Below are 19,112 nucleotides of genomic sequence, written 5' to 3'. Positions count from 1 at the left end.
AATGGGCGCGGGGAACGAGCGCGCGGAGGTGGGCGCAGGGGGACGCGGGGTCGGCACGCCGGGTCCTTCCCCGGACCCGGACCGTTTCCCCGCACCCGGGCCCTTCCCCGAACCGTTCCCCGGACCCGGAGCCTTCCCCGAACCGTTCCCCGGACCCGGAGCCTTCCCGGACTGTTCCCCGGACTCGGACCTTCCTCGGCCCCTTCCCGGAACCGGGCACGGGGCCCGTTCACCGAGCCGCCGGCCCCGACACGGTCACGGTCAAGGTCAAGGTCCCGCCAGTTCGCCCCGCAGCCGGCGGGCCCGCAGCACCATTTCCAGTTCGAAGCGGCGGTCCGGGTCGTCCACCTCGTCGCCCCACAGCTCCCTGATCTGCCGCAGCCGGTAGCGGACGGTCTGCGGGTGCACCCCGAGCCGGGCCGCCACCTCCGGCGCGCCGCCGCGGGTCTCCAGCCAGGCCAGCAGGGTCTCCGCCAGGCGCCGGCCGTGCGCCGGGCCGCAGGCGGCGAGCGGTGCCAGCCGGCGGCGCGACAGGTCGTCGATCAGTTCCTCCGGCGGCAGCAGCACCAGCGCCTCGGTGTGTTCGGTGCACTGCAGCACCTGCCCGGCGGGGAGCAGGCCGCGCTCCATCAGCCGGACCGCGGTCCCGGCCCAGCGCAGCGACTTGGCGGCCTCCACCGGAGGCACCGGGGGGCCGATCGCGCCCGACCAGCCCCGCATCGCGCGGCGCAGCAGTTCGCCCCGGCCGGCGACGTCCGGTTCGGGCACGACCATGCGCGGCTGTTCGCTCTCCATGTCCAGCAGGACGTCCTGGCCGACGGCGGGCGCGACCGCGTCCCGGGCCGGGCGCAGCAGGACCGCGACGGCGACCCGGGAGGGCAGCGGCCAGCCGATGCGCGCGGCGCGTTCGGTGAGCGCGTCGGTGGGGTCGGTGCGGTGCTCGGCGAACAGCAGGTCCATCAGGCGGCGCTGGAGCCGCAGCCGCTCCCCCGCCTGCCGGGCGAAGGCCTCGGCGTGGCCGCGGACGGACTGGGCGACGAGGCCGTCGAGGTACTCGAAGCCGGATTCGACGAGTTCGTACATGGCGGGCGGGGGGATCTCGGCCTGCTGCCCGATCTCGGCGAGCCGGCGCCAGGCCAGCCGGACGCCGAGGCGGTAGATCGCCTGGAGGGAGTCGAGGCTGCGGCCCTGGAGGAGTTCGCCGCGGCCGAAGGCCTGGAAGACCTCGGGGTGGACGGTCGGCCGGCCGCGCCCGGCGGCGAGGTGTTCGACGAAGTGCTCCAGCGCCCGCCGGATCCCGACCAGGGCCATGGGCTCGCCGGACTCGTCGAGCACCAGCGGGAGTCCCGGAAAGGTGCGGCGGATCTCGTGGAGGATGAACTCGGCCAGCTCGGGGGCCTCCTTCATGACGAGGGAGGCGAACTGCCGGACCCGTAATCGCGGGACGTCCTGCCAGGCCGACCGGGGCACGGATCAGGGCCCCGTGCCCGGGGAGCCCGAGGGTGCGTCCGGGAACGAGACGAGCGGCACATTGGGCTGTTCCGGGGTGGCGTTCAGCGCGGTGACGATGCCGACGGCTGCCCCGACGGCGAGGGCGGCGGCTGTCACGCAGGTCAGAGCCGCGGCGAGCAGTCTGCGCATGGGACGGCGAGCCTCTCTGCTCGGTGAGGAGAACGTCCGGTGCACCGGCCCCGGTCCGGTGATGGCTCAGTGTGGGAGCAATATTGACACTCCGTCAAGAGTCCGCCTACGGTTCCCGGTTCATAGACCGTCTCCCGGCACACTCCGGACGAGTCGGCTCATCCCCTCCGGGGCGGGGACATCACGGAACGGCCCGGCTCCCGGCGGCTGAACGCGCACGGTCCCGGACCCACCCCCACCTTCCAGGAGTTGCCCGTATGCGCCGTTCCTCGTTGCCTGAGAACCCCCTCGGGAACCCGCCGGGGGAGCCGCCCGGGGGCCCCGGCGGAGATCCGACCGCAGGCCCGGCCGGGCCGTCCGGAGACCCGTCCGGGAATCCGCCCGGGTCCCCCGGAGAGCGGTCCGGGAGCCCGTCCGGTCCGGGAGGTCCGGGGCGCGGGCGGCCGTGGCCGTCGCTGGTGCTGCTGGGGGCCGGGGTGTTCCTGCTGGTCCTCGCCCCGCTGCTGGCCTGGTACGTGGAGCCGCGGGCGGAGCGGACGCCCATCGACGTGGACACCACGACGGTCTTCACCGGGCGGGGAAGCTACTTCGACACCGGCTCGCTCGATGAGAAGGACGGCCGGATCACGATCACCCGGCGGGTGCTGGGCGATGTGGCCGCCAGCGAGCGCAGCGGACGGGCGGTGTGGGACGTGTCGACGGCGATCGACACCCCGGCGACGCTGCCGCTGCGGGATCCGCGGAAGTCGTTGCAGTGGACCACCGAGCGGTGGGTGACCGACCGGCGCACCAATCTGCCGGTGCACTGCTGCGACGAGCGGCCGTCCTTCAGCGGGGAGGCGTACCTCAAGTTCCCCTTCGATCTGCAGAAGCGCGGTTACCGCTGGTGGGACAGCACGCTGGGGGCGACGGTTCCGCTCCGGTTCGCGGGCACCGCCACCGTCCAGGGGTACCGGGGCTATCGCTTCACCGGGACCGTGAAGCCGACCCGGACGGGCACCCGGCAGGTGCCGGGCCTGCTGGTGGGGCGGCCGAAGCAGGGTCAGGTGATGGCCGAGGAGTGGTACGCGAACACCGGCATCGAGCTGGTCGCGGACCGGCGCACCGGCCGGATCATCAACGCGAGCATCGCGCCGCGGAAGACCCTGCGGGCCCCGGGCGCCCGGCGGGACGCGGTCACCCTGCTGCGGAGCGGCCGGCTGGAGTTCACCGAGGCGACCCAGCGGGCGCAGGTGGATCTGGCGTCGGAGGACAGCGGACGGCTCGAACTCCTGGGGCGGACCGTGCCGTTGGCGGGTGGCGTGGTGGGCGCCGTCCTGGCGCTGACCGGGGGCGTTCTACTGGCCCGGGGACGGCCGCGCGGGACGCGGGGAACGGGCCGGGGCCGGGGCTGAGGCCGAACGGCCCGCGCCGAACGAGCCGGGGCCGGGACTGAGGCCGAACGGCCCGCGCCGAACGAGCCGGGGCCGGGGCCGGGGCTGATCCGGAGCGGCGCGCCGGGGAACCGACCGGGGCCAGGCCCGAGGCCGGCGCAGCCCGCGAGCCGGGCCGGGGCGCGCCCCACGGGGGCCTGTCCGACGCGCACCCCCGGGCCCGCCCCCCACGCGCAGCCCTCACGTGCAGCCCCCACGCGCAGCCCCCTGCGCCCCGAAACCCGCCCGGGAACCGGCCCGAAGCACACCTCGCACCCCCGTCTCCCCGAGCCCCCGCCCCGGAGTCCCTCGCTCCGGCGGCGGGGGCTCGCGCGTTCCCCGGGAGGAGGTCACCCCACAGGCCCCGAAGGCCCCTCCGGCACCGCCCGGACGCCTACCGTGCCCCGCGACATCGCACAATGCTGCGCGATGTGATGACTCGTCAGGTCGATACGGGGCGGAACTTGTCACCTCGGTGAGTAGCCGCACCGAACAGAGGGGCGAAAACTGACCACCCCGCGCCATCCGCCGTCCGTGGTCCCCCGGAACGTCACCCCGCACGGGCGGTGGCAGCGCACCCCGCCCCCATAGGTTCCGCACCCTGAGACGAGTTGGAGCCCGGATGCCCCAGCACGTACCTCCGCAGGCCGCCGCTGCCCCCACCCCCGCGCCGTCCCCCTCCCCCGTACCCGAGCCGGTGTCCCCGTCCGGGCCGGCGTCCGCGCTCGGGCCGGCGTCCGCCCTCGCCCCGGCGCCGCTCGGTCCCGCCTCCCCGGCGCCGCCCGGACCCGCCACCTCGGCGCCGGTGCCGCGGCGCATCGTCTTTCTCGCCCGGCGCGACCTCGGCAACCCGGCGGCGGGCGGCTCCGAACTGCTCGTGGACCGGCTCGCCGACGGCCTCACCGCCCTGGGCCACCAGGTGACCCTGCTGTGCGGCGGGCCCGCCGCCTACCGCGACTACCGGGTCGTCTCCGCCGGTGGCGACGCGGGCCACTATCTGCGGGCCAAGCGGGCGTTCGCCCGGCAGGTCGGCGACTGCGACCTGCTGGTGGAGGTCTGCAACGGCATGCCGTACCTCGCCCCGCTCTGGCACCGCGGGCCGACGCTCTGCCTGGTCAACCATGTCCACACCGATCTGTGGGACATGCGGTTCCCCGGCCCCGCGGCCCGGCTCGGCCGCAGGCTGGAGCACTGGGCGCTGGCCGGGAGCCACCGCGGGAATCTGCTGGTCGCGGTCTCCGGGTCGACCGCCGCCGCGCTGCGCGCCATCGGAGTGCCCCGGGACCGGATCCGGGTCGTCCACAACGGAGTCGAGGAGCCGGGCCCGCTGCTGCCGAAGGCGCCGGAGCCGGTGTTCCTCGCCATGGGCCGGCTCGTCGAGTACAAGCGGATCGACCTGCTGCTGCGGCTGTGGGAGCGGGTCCGGCCGGTCACCGGCGGGCGGCTCGTCATCGTCGGCGACGGGCCCGAACGGCAGCGGCTCGCGGCGATGGCCGGGCCGGACGTGGTGTTCACCGGGCGGGTCTCCGAGGCCGAGAAGCACCGGCTGCTGTGCGAGGCGTGGCTGCTGCTGCATCCGTCGCTGGTCGAGGGCTGGGGGCTGGTGGTCACCGAGGCCGCGGTGCGCGGGACTCCGGCGGTCGGCTTCGACATCCCGGGGCTGCGGGACTCGGTGGAGAACGGCGCCACCGGCCAACTCGTCGATGGCGAGAGTGCGTTCGCCGCCGCCTGGTGCACGCTGGCGCTCAGCGGGGAGCGGCGGGCCGCGCTCGGCCGGGCCGCGCTGCTGCGGGCCGCGCGGTACCGCTGGAGCAGCACGGTGCGGCAGTTCCGGGCCGTGGCCGCCGAGGCGTGTCCGGCGTACGGCGCCGCCCTGCCGGACCTCCCGCCCGCCGGCCCGTCGTGGCCGCGTCCCGCCGCCGGCGGAGCCGCCCGCCCGGGGAGGTGACCGGGGTGCGGGAGCTCTCCCTCAAGGACCCTTCGCTCCGCCGGTCCGTCGCCCTCTTCCGGGCGTTCCTGCGCGAGCAGTCCGACCCGGAGCACTGCTACCGGCTGCTCGCCCGGGACGCCGCCGACCAGCTGGAGCGGTACACGCCGCTGGCGGACAAGGTGGTCGTCGACGTCGGGGGCGGCAGCGGGCACTTCACCGCGGAGTTCCGGCGCCGGGGCGCGCGGGGCTTCCTCTTCGAGCCCGACCCGTCGGAGCTGACCGCGCACGGGCCGCCGCCGGAGGGTGCGGTGGTCGCCGACGGCTATCTGCTGCCGCTCGCCGACGGCAGCGCCGATGTGTGCTTCTCCTCCAACGTGCTGGAGCACGTGGCCGATCCGCGGACCTTCCTCAGCGAGCTGGTGCGGGTGACCCGGCCCGGCGGGCTGATCTATGTGTCGTTCACCAACTGGCTCTCCCCGTGGGGCGGTCACGAGACCGCCCCCTGGCACTACCTGGGCGCGGACCGGGCCCGCCGGCGCTACCGGCGGCGGACCGGGCGCACCGCCAAGCACACGCTCGGCGAGAACCTCTTCCCGATCCACATCGGCCCCACCCTGCGGCAGGTGCGCGACCGCCGGGACGTGAGCGTGGTCGCCGCCCGCTCGCGCTACTGGCCGTTCCTCCCGAACGCCGTCACCCGGGTGCCGGGCCTGCGCGAAATCGCCACCTGGAACCTCCTCCTCATCCTCCGGCGGTCGCCATGACTTCGAGCAGTCTGCTGTCCCACCCGGAACCCCCCTCCCCCGCGGAGCCGGGGGCGCCGCGGCCGGGCGGACGCCCGGCGGGACCCCGGCCCGCGCCGGGGCCCGGCTTCCGCCGCCGCGGTCTCCTGTGGTTCTGGGCCGCCGCGTTCGTGGCGTTCCTGGTGCCCGCGCCGGGGAAGGTCACCTTCGAGACCAAGCTGGGCGTGGCCCTGGACCCGCTGCGGTTCCTCGGTGAGCTGGGCTCGCTGTGGCAGGACCGGGCGGGCTTCGGCGGCCTCGCCGACCAGTACGTGGGCTACGTCTTCCCCGCCCTGCCGTACTACGCGGCGGCCCGGCTGGCGCACGTCCCGGTGTGGCTGGCCGAACGGCTGTGGCTGTCGCTCGTGGTCACCGCCGCGTTCTGGGGGGCGCTGCGGCTGGCCGAGCGGCTGGGCGTGGGCACGCCCGCCACCCGGCTGCTGGGCGCCGTCGGGTACGCGCTGTGGCCGACGTTCACCATCGTCATCGGCTCGACCTCGGCCGCCGCCCTGCCCGGTGCGGTGCTGCCGTGGGTGCTGCTGCCGCTGACCGCCGCGGCGGCGAGCCCGCGCACCGCCGCCGCCCGGTCCGCGCTGCTGATCCCGTTCATGGGCGGGGTGAACGCCGCCTCGACGCTCGCCTCGCTGCTGCCCGTCGGGCTGTATCTGCTCAGCCGCCCTGCCGGGCCGCGCAAGCGGGCGCTGATCGCCTGGTGGACGCCGGGGGTGCTGCTCGCCACGGCGTGGTGGGTGGTGCCGCTGCTGCTGCTCGGCGCGTACGGCGAGAACTTCATGCCGTACATCGAGCAGGCGGACACCACGACCGCCACCATGTCGGCGACCGAGCTGCTGCGCGGGGCGGGCAACTGGGTCGGCTATCTGCACTTCGGGGAGGCCTGGCTGCCCGCGGGCTGGACCGTGGTCACCGCGGCCGTGGCCGTGCTGTCGTCCGCCGTCGCCGCCGCGCTGGGGCTGGGCGGGCTGGCCCGCCGCGACCTGCCCGAGCGCCGCTGGCTGCTGCTCACCGTGCTCGCGGTCGTCCTCGTCGCGCTGGCCGGGTACGGCGGCGCGCTGGGCGGCCCGTTCCACGGCACCGTGCAGAGCTGGCTGGACGGCGGGCTGCGGCCGTTCCGCAACATCTACAAGTTCCAGCCCGGACTGGCTCTCGCCCTGGCCCTGGGCCTGGCCCATCTGACGGCGGTGGCCGCCGAACGGCGCGGCACCCGCCCGCTGCCGGGCCGCCGCTTCGTCCCCGCGCTCGCCGCGCTGCTGGTGCTGCCCGGCCTGGCCCTGCCGTACGCCAACGGCAGCATTCTCCAGCCCGGCGCCTTCGACCGGCTGCCGGACCACTGGTCGAAGGCCGCCGCCTGGCTGGAGAAGCACGCCCCCGACGACCGGGCGCTGGTCGTCCCGGCCACCGCGCACGGCCTCTACACCTGGGGCTCCCCCATCGACCAGCCGCTGGACGTCCTCGCCGGGAGCCGCTGGGCGCAGCGGGACTACGTGCCGTTCGGCACCGCCGGGTCGCGGCGCGCCATGGACGCCGTCGAGCAGGCGCTGCTGTCCGGCGGCCACGTGCCGGGGCTGCGGGACTTCCTGGCGCGGGCCGGGCTGCACACCGTGGTCGTCCGCAACGACCTGGACCCGGACCAGATCGGCTACGTGCCGCCGCGGACGGTGAAGCGGACCCTGGAGGCCTCCGGCTACCGCCGGGTCACCGGCTTCGGGCCGCTGCTCACCGGCGGCCGCATCCCCCGCGACACCCCGCTCCAGGTGGCGGGGCTGTTCCCGCGGCAGCAGGCGGTGGAGATCTACGAACCGGAGGCGGGCGGCGGCCGGCCGGGCCCGGTCGCCCTGCGTCCGGCGGCGGACACCGCCGTCGTCAGCGGCGGGCCGGAGGCCCTGCTCCAGCTCTCCGCGGACCCGGCGCTGCGGGACCGGCCGGCCGTGCTCACCGGGGACAACCACCCGGGCGTCGGCACCCCGCCGCTCCAGGCCGTCGCCGACGGGCTGCGCCGCGCCGACACCCGCTTCGGGCTCGTCAACTCCGGTACCTCCTACACCTATACGGCCACCGAGCGGAACCACTCCGGCAGCCTCCAGGACCCGGGTGCGGAGCCCCGGCAGATCCTCCCGGTGCACGGGGCGGCGCACCAGACGGCGGCCGTGCTGCGCGGGGCGCGCTCGGTGACCGCCTCCAGCAGCGGCAACTGGCTGTTCCACCTGCCGCAGTACGACCCGGTGAACGCCTTCGACGGCAACCCGGACACCGCGTGGGCGGAGGGCAGCCCGGGGCGCCCGGCCGGCCAGTGGCTGCACGTCCGGCTCTCCTCACCCCTCAAGCTGCCGGGCTCGATCCGGGTGACCCCGCTGGCCGGTGACGGGATGCGGGCCGCGCCCACCCGGGTCCGGGTGGAGACCGAACGGGGCGGCGCGGAGAGCCCGTTGCAGCCGAACGGCACCGCCCAGACGGTCCGGGCCCCGGTCGGCGTCACCGGCTGGCTGCGCATCCGGATCCTCGCCGCGCAGGAGGCCGGGCCGGGGCTGTCCGGCGCCGGGTTCTCCGAGGTGTCGGTGCCGGGCGTGCAGGTGACCCGGCTGCTGGCGCTGCCGCGGGACGCGGAACGCAGCGAGGCGCCCGCCCAGGTGTTCTCGCTGCACCGGGGCAGCGACGCCGGCGGGCTCTCCCCGGCGTCCTCGGAGGTCGGCCTGCACCGGCAGTTCGGCACCCGGGCCGGCGGTGCGTACCGGGTGACGGCGTCGGCGGTGGCGGTGCCGGGCGACGCGCTCGACGGGCTGCTGGACCGGGTGGCGCCCGGCAAGCGGAAGCGGATCACCGCGACGGCCGACTCCACGAGCCGGACCGGCATCTCGCTCAGCCCCCGCAACCTGGTGGACGGCGATCTCACCACCGCGTGGATCGCGGGCGACCGGCCGGTGGTCCATCTGCGCTGGCCGGGGAAGAAGAAGATCAGCGAGATCGTCCTCGCGGCGGCGGGCGGTGTGTCCACCCGGCCGGAGGAGGTCCTGATCAGCTCGCCGGACGGGGCGGCGACCGCGGGCGTGGACGCGAACGGCCGGGCGCGCTTCGACCCGATCCGCACCGACCGGCTCGACATCACCGTCAGCCGCACCGCGCCGCTCACCGTCCACAATCCCGTGGCCGACGGGCGGTTGCAGCTCCCGGTGGGGCTGAGCGAGGTGTACGTCCCGGCCCTGGACGACCTGCGGGTGCCGCGGCCGGGGCCGGACGAGACGTTCTCGGTGCCGTGCGGCGAGGGCCCGCCGCTCGCGGTCGACGGCACCCTGCACGCCACCCGGGCCTCCGGGCTGGTGCGTGACCTGACGGAGCGGCGGCCGGTGCGGGTCGAGCTGTGCGCGGGCGGGGCCGAGGACGGAACCCTCGAACTGGCCACCGGTCGGCACCGGGTGGAGGCGGGTGACGCGGGGCCGCTCGCGCTGACCGATGTGACGCTGTCGCGGGGCACGCCGTCGGCGGTGTCCGGGACGGACCGCCCGGCCGAGGCCACCGACTGGCACGGCGACCGCCGCACGGTGCGGGTCGGCTCCGGCGCGGCGTCGTACCTCCAGACGTACGAGAACGCCAACGACGGCTGGAAGGCGACCCTGAACGGCAAGGAGCTGACCCCGCTGCGGCTGGACGGCTGGCAGCAGGCGTGGCTGGTCCCGGCGGGCCGGGGCGGCACGGTCACCCTGGAGTACGCCCCGGCGCGGCTCTACCGGGCGGGGCTGATCGGCGGGGTGGTGGGCGTGGCGGCCCTGGCGGCGCTGGCGTTCGTCCGCCGGGGGGCGTCGGGCCCGCGGCCGGCCGGCGGCAGGCCGACGGCCCTGGCGTTCGTCCGCCCGTCGGGCACGCGGCCGGCCGGCGGCAGGCCGACGGCCCTGGGGCACCTCCGCCGGGGAGCTGCGGGCACGCGGCCGGCCGATGGCAGGCCGAGCGCCCTGGCGTTCCTCCGCCGGGGAGCCGCGGGGCCGGTGGACGGGGAACGGCAGGCCGGTCCGGAGGGGCGGCCGTTGACGGCCGCGCCCTCGGTGGAACCTCAGCCGATCGTCCCGGCTCCGGGGGTGATCCTCGGTGTGGTGGCGCTGACCGCTGTGATCGCCGTGATCGCGGGCCCGATGGCCCTGCTCGTGCTCCCGCTGGCGGTGCTGGCCCGGCTGCGGCCGGGTGCGCTGGTGCCGGTCGCCCTGGTGGCGATGGCGGGCGCGGGCATCGCGGCGGCGACAGGAGCGGGCGAACCACCGGCCGCGAGCGAGGGCCCGTTCGGCGCCCCCGCCCAGGCCCTGGCGCTGGTGGCGCTGATGGCCGCGGTGGTGACCACGGACCGGCCGGGGCGCGCGGGCCTCGTCGGAGCGCAGCCGGCCGGGAGCGGGCCGGATACGACGGAGTGGAGCGCTGCGGGGGCGGTCGGGCCGGACGGGTCGAGCGGTTCGGGGAGTCCGGAGGGGGCGGAGAGTTCGGAGGGGGCGGAGAGTTCGGAGGATTCGGGGAGGTCGAAGGGGCCGGACGGGCCGGAGGGTCGCGGGCCGACCGTGGAACCGGACGGACGCGCACCGCGACGAGCCGGATCCGACACCGCCCACCCGTCCGGCATCACCCATCCATCAGGTGCCACCCGCCCGCACGGCACCACCCGCCCGCACGACGGCGGCAACAGCGGCGACAGCGCGGGCGGTTCCCCCGCGGGAGAGGAGACCGGCCGATGACAGCACTGCCGCACACCCGGCGGGCCGGGGCCGGGGCGCCGCCCGTGGCGCGGATTCCGTTCCCCACCGTGGACGAGGTGTCCCGGCACTGCGCCCAGGACGAGGAGCCGGAGACGGTACTCATCGAGGTGCATCTGCCGGGCAGGCCCGAACCCGGGCGGCTGCGCGACGCGTTCGGGGAGGCGCTGCGCCGCCATCCGCGCATCCTGATGCGTCAGGCGCCGGGCCACCGGTTCGCCCGGCGCTACCACTGGGAGCTCACCGGCGACGCCGATGTGGACCCGGTGCACTTCCCGCCGCCGGGCCCCGACGCGCTCGACGAGGCCCGGGCCCGGGCGCTCTCGGCCTGTCCGCCGCTGTCGGTCTCGCCCCCGGTCCGGCTCGACGTCATCACCCCCGCGGCGGACGCCGGCGGCTGCGTCCTGCTGCTCACCGTCAACCACACCGCCCTCGACGGGCCCGCCTGCCTGCGGGTCCTGGCCACCGCCGCCGAGCTGTACGGGGGTGCGGACAACTCCCCCGCGCCGCCGCCGGTCCGGCCCCCCGGCACCGGCCGGAGCGCCCCCACCGGAGCCCGACTCCCGGCGGACGCCCCCGGCGGGACGGGCTGGGCGCGGCCCGCGCGGATCGCCGCGGACGCCCGGACCGCGGGCACCGGGAACGGCCTGCTGCTCACCGAACTCCCCGTCCCGCGGCGGGCTCCGCGCGGGACCGGCGGCGGCCCCGGGTACACCGTCAACGACCAGCTCCTGGTGTGCACCGCGCTGACCGTGGCCCGCTGGAACCTGCTGCACGGCCGCCCCACCGGACCCATCCGGATCACCATGCCGGTCGACGACCGGACCCGGGGCGCCCTGATGCCGATCGGCAACGGCACCCGCCTGGTCGATGTGTTGCTCTCCCCGGAGGACCGTGCCGACGAGGAGCTGCTGAGCGCCGAACGGCCGGACCCGGAGGCCGTCGCCCGGCTGCTGCGCCGCACCGCGCGGCGCACCCGCGCCCTCAAGGCGGTGTCCCGGCCGCCGCTGGGGCGGGGCGCGGCGCTGCTCACCGCCCCCGTGCTGCCGGTCGCCGCCCGCGCGGCGCTGACCCGCCGGCTGCGGCGGGCCGTCGCGCCCTGGACGTCGACCACGCTGGTGAGCAACATCGGCCGGATCCCCTACCCGATGGACTTCGGCGACGCGGGCCGCGCCCACGCCGTCTGGTTCTCCGCGCCGGTCCGGATGCCGCGCGGGCTGACGGTGACCACGGCCGGCACCGCCGGGCGTCTCCATGTGGCGCTGCGCTGGTCCCGGGCGCTGCTGGACGACGACGCGGGCGCCGCCGTCGCCCGTCTCTTCGCCCAGTCCCTGGAGGTCACGTCGGCGGTCACCGCCGAGGCCGCGCCGGAAGCGCCACCGGACGTCACCTCGGAGGCGACGTCGCCGGAGACCTCACCCGGAGGCGCCGGATGACCGCGCCGGCCGGCAGCCACCCGCCGCGGTCCGACACCGGACGCACCGCGCCGCAGGAACCGCGGCCGGGGCTGCGGGACTTCTACGAGGATCCGGCCGTCCCCGTCGCGAGTGGCACCGAACGGTCTCTGCGGCAGGCCCGGATGCTCGCCGGGGCCCTCGGCCCCGTGGGGCCCGGCCGTCCGCCCGCGACCGTGCTGGACATCGGCTGCGGCGACGGCTCGGCCGCCGCCACCGCCGCCCGCGTCCTCGCCGGGCACCGGATCGTCGGCGTCGACTGGTCGCAGGACGCGCTGCGGCGGGCGGCACCCCGGATCCCCCGCGTCGTCCGCGGCGAACTGACCGACGGCGGGCTGCCGTTCGCCTCCGCGGGGGCCGACGCGGTGCTCTTCAGCGAGGTCATCGAGCATCTCGTCGACCCAGACTCGGCCCTGGAGGAGCTGCACCGCGTCCTGCGCCCCGGCGGCCATCTGCTGCTCTCCACGCCCAACCTGGCCGCCTGGTACAACCGGGGACTGCTGCTGGCCGGGGTGCAGCCGGTGTTCTCCGAGGTGAGCCTGCGCCGGATCCACGGCCGTCCGGGCCGCCAGGTCGTCGGCCATCTGCGGCTGTGCACGGCCCGCGCGCTGACCGGGTTCGTCGCCGCGTCGGGCTTCGAGGTGGTGCGGGTCGCGGGAGCGCCCTTCCACGGGGTGCCGGGGCCGCTGCGTCCGCTGGACCGGGCCCTGTGCCGGGTGCCGTCGCTCGCCTCCATCCTGCTCGTGCACGCCCGGCGGGTGTAGCGCGGTGTGGTGGGGGGTGGCCTCGGCGCTGCTGGCGAACGTCCTGTACAGCGGCGGATTCGTGCTGGAGAAACGGGCGTTGGCGGATCTGCCCCCGCTCCGCGCCGACCGGCCCGCCCGGGTCGTACGGCTGCTCCTCGGCAGCCCGCTGTGGATCGGCGGGTCCGTCGCCCTCGCCCTGGGCTTCGCCGCGCAGCTCGCGGTGTACCGCACGCTGCCGATCGCCGCCGCCCAGGGCCTCTTCGTCTCCGGGCTGGTGCTGCTGCTCCTGCTCTCCTCGCTGGTCCTCGGCGAACGGCCGACCGGGCGGGAGCGGAAGGGCGTCGCGGCCATCACGCTCGCCCTGCTGATGGTGGTCGGCTCGCTGCCCGGGAGCACCGAGCCGATCGGCCGCGGCGCGCCCGCCGGTCTGCTGCTCGGGCTGTGCGTGCCCTCGCTCGCCGCGGGCCTCTGGCTCTACGCCTCCGCCGAGCGCCGCGCCCGGCACCGCCACCGGCTGCCCACCACGGGCGTGGAGTACGGGGTGGCCGTGGGCCTGCTGTACGGGGTGAGCTCGCTCGCCGTGAAGGGCGTCTCGGGGCTGCTCGACGCGGCCGACCCCGCCGGTACGGCAATCGCGCTGCTCCGCTCCCCGTACCCGTATCTGCTGCTGTTCACCGGCGGCACGGGCCTGGTGCTGTCGCAGACCGCGCTGCAACGCTGCCGGGCCTCCCTGATCGTGCCCGTCTGCACCACGGTCACCTGCGTGTTCACCGTGGTGAGCGGCACGTTCGCGTTCGGGGAGCCGCTGCCGCAGGACCCGCCGCGGCTGGTGCTGCGGCTCGGCGGCACCGCCCTCGCCGTCCTCGTCCTGCTGACCCTGCCCCGGCACGACGCGCCGGAGGGAACGCCCGGGTGGGCCGCCGGCGCGCCGAGCGGGGGTGCTGCCGGGCGTTCCGACGGCGCCAGGGGCTGGGCTGTGACGCCTGGGTGGCCCGACAGCGGGGCGGACGGAGCGGCGCCCGGGTGGCCCGATGCCGCGCCGGACCGGGCGGTCGCGCCCGGGGGTGCACGGGACTCGCCGCTGCGGGAGCCCCCGGCCTGAACCGGCCGGCCGAAGCCCGGACCGAGGCCGGACCCAGGCACCGGACCGGACCCAGGAACCGGACCGAGGCCGGACCGAGACACCGGACGAAGAGCACCGGGGCGAACAGCGCCCGGCGAACGCGCACCTCGCGAACGCAGTACCCCGCGAGCAACTCAGCACCTCGCGAGCACAGCACCTCACCAACCGAGCACCCCGCGAACAGAGCGACACCCAGCACCGGAAGGAGCTGCCGTGACCCCGGACGACCCCCTGCTCGACATCCTGGTCTGCCCGCTCGACAAGGGACCGCTGACGCTGGTCGACGCCGGGGAGGCGCTCTACAACCCCCGGCTGCGCCGCCGTTACCCGGTCCTCGACGGCATTCCGCAGCTGCTGCCCTCCTCCGGCGAGCCGGTCCCGGACGAGGAGCACGCGCGGCTGACCCGCCGGAGCGGACCGTGACGCTCGCCGCCCGGCTCGCTCCCCGGCTGCCGCCCCGGTGGGTCGGCGCCGCGGCGGCCCTGCTCTATCCCCGGTTCGAGCCGGAGCTGGCACGGCTGGACGACTTCTGCCCGCCCTGCGGCACCGCCGTGGACGTGGGCGGCTGGTACGGGCCGTGGTCGCGGCGGCTGGCCCGGCGCGCGGACCGGGTCGTCGCCGTCGAGCCCGTACCGCACCTGGCCCGGCTGCTGACCGCGACCGCGCCCCCGAACGTGACGGTCGTCCAGGCCGCCGCCGCGGAGGAGGACGGACAGGCGCAGCTGTGGCTGCCCCCGGGCGACCGCGGCGACCGCGGGGTGTCCTCCCTGGTCCGCCGCGAGGTGCACGGCAGCGCGATGGAGGTGCGCTGCCTGCCCCTCGACGGCCTCGGGCTGACGGACGTCACCTTCGTCAAGGTCGATGTGGACGGCAGCGAACTGGCCGTGCTGCGCGGGGCCGAGCACACCCTGCGCCGCGACCGGCCCGCCCTCCTGGTCGAGCTGGAGGTGCGCATCCAGCCCTTCGGGCCCGTCCTGTCGCATCTGGCGGAGCGCGGCTACCGCGGCTGGGTGCTGCCGGAACGGGCCTGGGTGCCGCTGGTCTCCTTCGACCTGGCCGCCCACCAGCGCCGGACCGCGCACGTGGCGGAACACGGACTGCTGCGCCGCACCCTCGCCCCGCGCAGCCGGTCCGTCCGCTACATCAACTCCGTGCTGTTCCTTCCCCAGGGGAGGCGCCCGGCCGGCCGCTGAACCGCGCCTGTCCGACGCGGCGGCTACGGTTCTCCCATGCCGGATCCCTCCTCACGTGGGCCGTTCCGGGACCGGTCCGACCCGGGCGGGAGGTCCTTGGGCGGGCCGTCCTCGGGCGGGCCGTCCTCAGGCGGCGCCTCCCCGGGCAGGCCGTCCCCGGGTGGGGCCTCCCCAGGTGGGGCCTCCCCGGGTGAGCCGTCTCCAGGTGGGCCGTCCCCAGGTGGGGCCTCCCCAGGTGGCGCCTCCCCAGGCAGGCCGTCCCCGGGTGCGTTCGGCCCCGCGCAGTTCCAGCTCGTCCTGCTGCGGCGGATGGCCGACCACCGGCCGGAACTGGTCGAGGCCGCCCTCCGGGAGCTGGGCGCCGGGCGGGCCGAGATGCGGGAGGCGAACCGCCGCTGGCAGGCCATGGTCCGCTCGCCGCGGGCCCGCGCCGCCGTGCGGCGCTACCGTTCGGTGCTCGGGCCGCCCGAGGAGGTCCTGCGCCGGCGGGTCGGTGACCTCGACTGCGAGGCGTTGCGCTGGCCGCTGCCACTCTGGCCGGACCTGCGGTTCGAGGCGCTGACCGGGCCCGGCGGGCAGGTCTGGAACGAGTGGCTGGTGCGGGCTCCGGGCGCAACCGGCCCGGAGCTGCGGACGACCGACGATCTGCGGCCGTGGTGCTGCACGGTGGACGAGGTGGCGCGGGCCTTCGCCCCGGCCACCCCGATGGAGGGCTCGGCGCCCACCCGCTGGGGTCTCGCCTTCACCGCACCGGACGGCTCGGGCCGACGCGCCCGCCATGTCGCGGAGTTCACCTGGGGACTGCTCCAGCGCCTGGATCCCTGACGCGGCGACGGGTGCGGGGGCGATCCGTGCGGCCGCCGGCGGTTCACTGACCGCCGGCCGTCACCGCCGCCTCAGGCCCGCCCTCGCCGGTTCGCTCAAGGCAATCCCGCCGGTTCGCCCGCCCGGCCGGCGGTTCGCTCAGTGGTGTCCTGCCGCTTCACCCGCCCGGTCGCCGGTTCACTCAGCACCCTCCGCCCGGTTCGCTCAGCGCCGCCCCGCCGCTTCACCCACCCGGTCGCCGGTTCACTCAGCACCCTCCGCCCGGTTCGCTCAGCGCCGCCCCGCCGTTTCGCCCGCCCGGCCGGCGGCGGACCGCACCTCCTCCGCGGCGTCCTTGCCGAGGGCCACCCGGACCAGCGCTGCCGCGAGCCGCGGCAGGTCCTCCTCGTCGACGAGGGCGGAGAGCTCCTGCGCCGAGGCCGGCAGGCCGATGCGCCGGGCCCCGTCCAGCGCCTTGCGGTCGAGATAGGGCCGGAACTCCGGCCAGACGGCCTGTGCCTCGCGCAGGAAGATGTGGACCCCGGTGGGGCCGATCCCCGGGACCTCCCGCAGCCGCCGGGCGGGGTCCGCGCCGTCGCGTCCGCCGCTACCCTCGCGCAACCGCCGCAGGTCACCGCCGTACTCCCGGAGCAGCAGGTCGGCGCCGTCGCCGAGCTGGGTGGCGGTCCGTTCGTCGTAGCGCCGGTACCCGCCGTCGCCGAGCGCGTCGACCCGCTGCTGCCAGGTGGCCCGCGCCATCGCCCGGGGGCTGCGCATCCCGGCGGCGAACAGCGCACGGGCCGCCGACACGGCAGTCTCCGCCCGGATGCGCGCGCTGAGCAGCAGCGACAGCACCAGCAGCTGGTAGAGCGGGGCCGGGGTGTTCCGCAGCGAGATCCCGGCCTCCGCCGCGTAGGTCCGTCCGCACCGGTCGAGCAGCGCCCGCACCAGGTCGTCGTACTGGTCGCGCATCGCGCCTCACCTGCCCTTCCGGGGTGCGCCCCACCTGCCGTCCGGGGTGGGCCTGACCTGCCCTTCCGGGGTCTCACCTGACCGTTCGGGATGGCCCGGCGAGCCGCAAGGCCCGGTCCCTCGGGTGCCCCGCGCACGGGGCACTCATGCGGACCGTCCGCCTCCACGCCCCTCCCGGGAACACCGCCCCCGCGCCCCCGGGACACCGGGCACGCACCTCCGGGGAGGGCAGCCCCGCACCCTCCGGAGACGGCGGCCCGGCACCTCCAGGGACGGCAGCCCCGCACCTCCAGGGACGGCAGCCCCGCACCCTCAAGGACCGGAACACCGGCCCCGCGCCCTCAAGGGACCAGGGCGCAGGCCCCGCACCGGCGCCGCCGACCCGGTTTGTGACCCCCGCGGCAGGGAACCCGCCCGGAATGAGTGGCGACGCCCAGCCACGCGACGACTCCGGCCGGGACGGCTCAAGCCGCGACGGCTCCGGAGCGGCCCGGCGCACCGGACGCAACGAGAGCCGGGAGGAACGCGCCGACCGGCTGTGGCTGGAGCTGCTGCAAGAGGTGCGCGTCGCACAGACAGGTGTGCAGATTCTGCTCGCGTTCCTGCTCAGCGTGGCCTTCACCCCGCGCTTCGCGCAGCTCGGCAGCTTCGACAAGGGCATCTACGTCACCACCATCATGCTGGGCGCCGGAGCCACCGGGGCCCTGATCGCCCCCGTCTCCTTCCACCGCATCCTCACCGGCCACCGGCTCAAGACGGAGGCCGTCCAGTGGGCCTCGCGCTGCACCGTCACCGGGCTCGTGCTGCTGCTCGGCACGGTCAGCTGCGCTCTGCTGCTGATCCTGCGGGTGGCGGTGGACAACCAGCTCGCCGTCTGGCTGACGTTCGTGGCGCTGCTCTGGTTCGGCGTCTGCTGGTTCCTCCCGCCGGTGTGGCTGCGGCACCGCGAGCGGCGCAGCCGCTGAACCACGCCCGCCCGCACCGGACTTCCGCACCGAACTTCCGCACCGGACTTCCCGGAGGACACCATGGACCGTTCACCCGCACTGCTGGGGATCTACCTCAACGACCATCTGGGCGGCTCCACCGCGGGGGCCGAGCTCTCCCGGCGCATCGCCCGGGAACACCGCGGCGCGGCGCACGGCAACGAACTGCGGCGCATCGCCGACGAGATCGCGGAGGACCGGCGGGCGCTGCTCGGCATCATGGACCGGCTCGGCTTCCCCGCCCGCCGGTACAAGATCTACGGCGGCTGGGCCGCGGAGAAGGCGGGGCGGATCAAGCCGAACGGCCGGGTCCGCCGCCGCTCCGGCCTGAGCACGGTCATCGAACTCGAATCGCTGCGCCTGGGCGTCGAGGGGAAGGCGGCACTCTGGCGCGCCCTCCTCGGGGTGTCGGCACGGCATCCGGGCCTGGACACGGACCGGATCGAGCACTTGCTGCACCGGGCCGAGGACCAGTCGGAGACCCTGGAGAGCCTGCGACTGGCCGCCGCGTCACGCGTGTTCGACCCCAACCACTCCCCGGAGCGGACCGGCTGAACCGGGTTCGACACCGCCTTCTGTCGGCGATGGGCAACTGGCAGTGGCTATGCCCCTGCGATGACCTCCCTCCACACGTCGGGGCCGCGGGCTCAGAACTCGCCCTGCCGTATTCCTCAGGAGCATCGCTGAAGGGCAGCCGGACGAACTCCTCGGCCGAATCGATCAACTCTCGATCCCCGTCTTTCCACGGCGTTCCCAAAGTCACCCCAGCCGAAGGAACAGATCACCCGACGAGGCCGCACACGGTCCGCAGTTGGGCCATGCGGTCGAGGTCGAGTCGCACATCGAACTCGACCAGGTGTCCCAGTTCCGAGAATCCGAACACAGCTGTAGGGTCACCGACTGCCCGAGCCGCACCCTCCTCCCCGAAGCGAACACGCAGCCCATCCGTGTACAGGTGGACTCCACCCGCAGAGCCGTCTTGGATGGACTCGTCGTACGACATCAGTGGAACACCGGATTCCATGGCACCGGGCACGAGCAGCGGGGGGTCGCTGTCTTCCGGTCGGCCGACGTCGACCAGTACGAGTTCGACCACCTCACCGCTGTCGCGGTCCGTCTTCACCTCCACCAAGGATGCGCCAACATCCAGAACGACGGACTGCGGCGCCTCTCGAAGACGTGCGTAGCCCGGCCACTGAACGGTCAGAGGGACGCACTCGTCGATGTCAACGGTGTGTCCTGCGTGGGGCTGTGCACCACGGATCGTGAACGACACCGGCCCTCACAAGCCCGAGCCGACGCTGTCCATCGAGGAGTTCTCTCC

Annotated in this window: 16 protein-coding genes; 12 read left to right on the top strand and 4 right to left on the bottom strand. The window is 75.9% G+C overall.

Going from position 1 to position 19,112, the window contains the following annotated elements; all coding sequences use genetic code 11:
- Positions 1 to 267: 267 nt before the first annotated feature.
- On the bottom strand, positions 268 to 1,470 hold the full coding sequence (locus tag ABT112_RS07115) for a PucR family transcriptional regulator (RefSeq protein ID WP_502975265.1): 1,203 nt from the start codon (positions 1,468 to 1,470) through the stop codon (positions 268 to 270).
- A gap of 3 nt (positions 1,471 to 1,473) precedes the next feature.
- The gene (locus ABT112_RS07110; protein ID WP_351506455.1) at positions 1,474 to 1,641 is read right to left on the bottom strand and encodes a hypothetical protein; all 168 of its coding nucleotides are present in this window, start codon (positions 1,639 to 1,641) and stop codon (positions 1,474 to 1,476) included.
- 458 nt (positions 1,642 to 2,099) lie between these two features.
- Between ABT112_RS07110 and pgfA the strand changes: the two genes are divergently transcribed.
- From pgfA to ABT112_RS07060, 10 genes are all read left to right on the top strand, one after another.
- Positions 2,100 to 3,035: a cell envelope lipid trafficking protein PgfA gene (pgfA, locus tag ABT112_RS07105; protein WP_351506454.1), complete on the top strand. Its 936-nt coding sequence runs from the start codon at positions 2,100 to 2,102 to the stop codon at positions 3,033 to 3,035.
- Positions 3,036 to 3,675: 640 nt separating this feature from the next.
- Complete coding sequence (locus ABT112_RS07100) at positions 3,676 to 5,001, top strand: glycosyltransferase family 4 protein (RefSeq protein ID WP_351506453.1); 1,326 nt, start codon at positions 3,676 to 3,678, stop codon at positions 4,999 to 5,001.
- Positions 4,998 to 5,747: a class I SAM-dependent methyltransferase gene (locus tag ABT112_RS07095; RefSeq protein ID WP_502975264.1), complete on the top strand. Its 750-nt coding sequence runs from the start codon at positions 4,998 to 5,000 to the stop codon at positions 5,745 to 5,747. The genes ABT112_RS07100 and ABT112_RS07095 overlap by 4 nt, the downstream gene beginning before the upstream one ends.
- Positions 5,744 to 10,492, top strand: a complete 4,749-nt coding sequence (locus ABT112_RS07090) for an alpha-(1->3)-arabinofuranosyltransferase domain-containing protein (RefSeq protein ID WP_351506449.1) — start codon at positions 5,744 to 5,746, stop codon at positions 10,490 to 10,492. Before ABT112_RS07095 ends, ABT112_RS07090 begins: the two co-directional genes overlap by 4 nt.
- Positions 10,489 to 11,946 (top strand): condensation protein, encoded by a 1,458-nt coding sequence (locus tag ABT112_RS07085; RefSeq protein WP_351506446.1) that lies wholly within the window; start codon positions 10,489 to 10,491, stop codon positions 11,944 to 11,946. Before ABT112_RS07090 ends, ABT112_RS07085 begins: the two co-directional genes overlap by 4 nt.
- Positions 11,943 to 12,728 (top strand): class I SAM-dependent methyltransferase, encoded by a 786-nt coding sequence (locus ABT112_RS07080; RefSeq protein WP_351506444.1) that lies wholly within the window; start codon positions 11,943 to 11,945, stop codon positions 12,726 to 12,728. Before ABT112_RS07085 ends, ABT112_RS07080 begins: the two co-directional genes overlap by 4 nt.
- Before the next feature lie 16 nt (positions 12,729 to 12,744).
- Positions 12,745 to 13,812, top strand: a complete 1,068-nt coding sequence (locus ABT112_RS07075) for a hypothetical protein (RefSeq protein WP_502975268.1) — start codon at positions 12,745 to 12,747, stop codon at positions 13,810 to 13,812.
- A gap of 234 nt (positions 13,813 to 14,046) precedes the next feature.
- Entirely contained in the window at positions 14,047 to 14,256 is a 210-nt protein-coding gene (locus ABT112_RS07070; protein ID WP_351506439.1) for a Trm112 family protein, read from the top strand.
- Complete coding sequence (locus tag ABT112_RS07065; protein ID WP_351506438.1) at positions 14,253 to 15,026, top strand: FkbM family methyltransferase; 774 nt, start codon at positions 14,253 to 14,255, stop codon at positions 15,024 to 15,026. Before ABT112_RS07070 ends, ABT112_RS07065 begins: the two co-directional genes overlap by 4 nt.
- A gap of 309 nt (positions 15,027 to 15,335) precedes the next feature.
- On the top strand, positions 15,336 to 15,851 hold the full coding sequence (locus tag ABT112_RS07060; protein ID WP_351506436.1) for a hypothetical protein: 516 nt from the start codon (positions 15,336 to 15,338) through the stop codon (positions 15,849 to 15,851).
- A gap of 270 nt (positions 15,852 to 16,121) precedes the next feature.
- On the opposite strand, the gene ABT112_RS07055 is transcribed toward ABT112_RS07060, so the two are convergent.
- Positions 16,122 to 16,802: an HhH-GDP family DNA glycosylase gene (locus ABT112_RS07055; RefSeq protein WP_351506434.1), complete on the bottom strand. Its 681-nt coding sequence runs from the start codon at positions 16,800 to 16,802 to the stop codon at positions 16,122 to 16,124.
- A gap of 419 nt (positions 16,803 to 17,221) precedes the next feature.
- Between ABT112_RS07055 and ABT112_RS07050 the strand changes: the two genes are divergently transcribed.
- Together ABT112_RS07050 and ABT112_RS07045 are read left to right on the top strand one after the other, a co-directional pair.
- A complete protein-coding gene (locus ABT112_RS07050) occupies positions 17,222 to 17,767 on the top strand; it encodes a DUF6328 family protein (protein ID WP_351506431.1) in 546 nt (181 codons plus the stop codon).
- 63 nt (positions 17,768 to 17,830) lie between these two features.
- Positions 17,831 to 18,343: a hypothetical protein gene (locus ABT112_RS07045; RefSeq protein WP_351506428.1), complete on the top strand. Its 513-nt coding sequence runs from the start codon at positions 17,831 to 17,833 to the stop codon at positions 18,341 to 18,343.
- Between the two features lie 226 nt (positions 18,344 to 18,569).
- On the opposite strand, the gene ABT112_RS07040 is transcribed toward ABT112_RS07045, so the two are convergent.
- Entirely contained in the window at positions 18,570 to 19,064 is a 495-nt protein-coding gene (locus ABT112_RS07040) for a hypothetical protein (RefSeq protein ID WP_351506426.1), read from the bottom strand.
- Positions 19,065 to 19,112: the final 48 nt, after the last annotated feature.

It is taken from the genome of Streptomyces sp. NPDC002055 (assembly GCF_040296705.1).
Classification (GTDB): Bacteria; Actinomycetota; Actinomycetes; order Streptomycetales; family Streptomycetaceae; genus Streptomyces.
This window is presented reverse-complemented; position numbering and strand designations above follow the sequence as displayed.

Bases quoted from the DNA above. Each gene is read 5' to 3' on its own strand.
- ABT112_RS07110 (WP_351506455.1), bottom strand. From the start codon at position 1,641: ATGCGCAGACTGCTCGCCGCGGCTCTGACCTGCGTGACAGCCGCCGCC.
- ABT112_RS07100 (WP_351506453.1), top strand. From the start codon at position 3,676: ATGCCCCAGCACGTACCTCCGCAGGCCGCCGCTGCCCCCACCCCCGCG.
- ABT112_RS07090 (WP_351506449.1), top strand. From the start codon at position 5,744: ATGACTTCGAGCAGTCTGCTGTCCCACCCGGAACCCCCCTCCCCCGCG.
- ABT112_RS07085 (WP_351506446.1), top strand. From the start codon at position 10,489: ATGACAGCACTGCCGCACACCCGGCGGGCCGGGGCCGGGGCGCCGCCC.
- ABT112_RS07080 (WP_351506444.1), top strand. From the start codon at position 11,943: ATGACCGCGCCGGCCGGCAGCCACCCGCCGCGGTCCGACACCGGACGC.
- ABT112_RS07060 (WP_351506436.1), top strand. From the start codon at position 15,336: ATGGCCGACCACCGGCCGGAACTGGTCGAGGCCGCCCTCCGGGAGCTG.
- ABT112_RS07055 (WP_351506434.1), bottom strand. From the start codon at position 16,802: ATGCGCGACCAGTACGACGACCTGGTGCGGGCGCTGCTCGACCGGTGC.
- ABT112_RS07050 (WP_351506431.1), top strand. From the start codon at position 17,222: ATGAGTGGCGACGCCCAGCCACGCGACGACTCCGGCCGGGACGGCTCA.
- ABT112_RS07045 (WP_351506428.1), top strand. From the start codon at position 17,831: ATGGACCGTTCACCCGCACTGCTGGGGATCTACCTCAACGACCATCTG.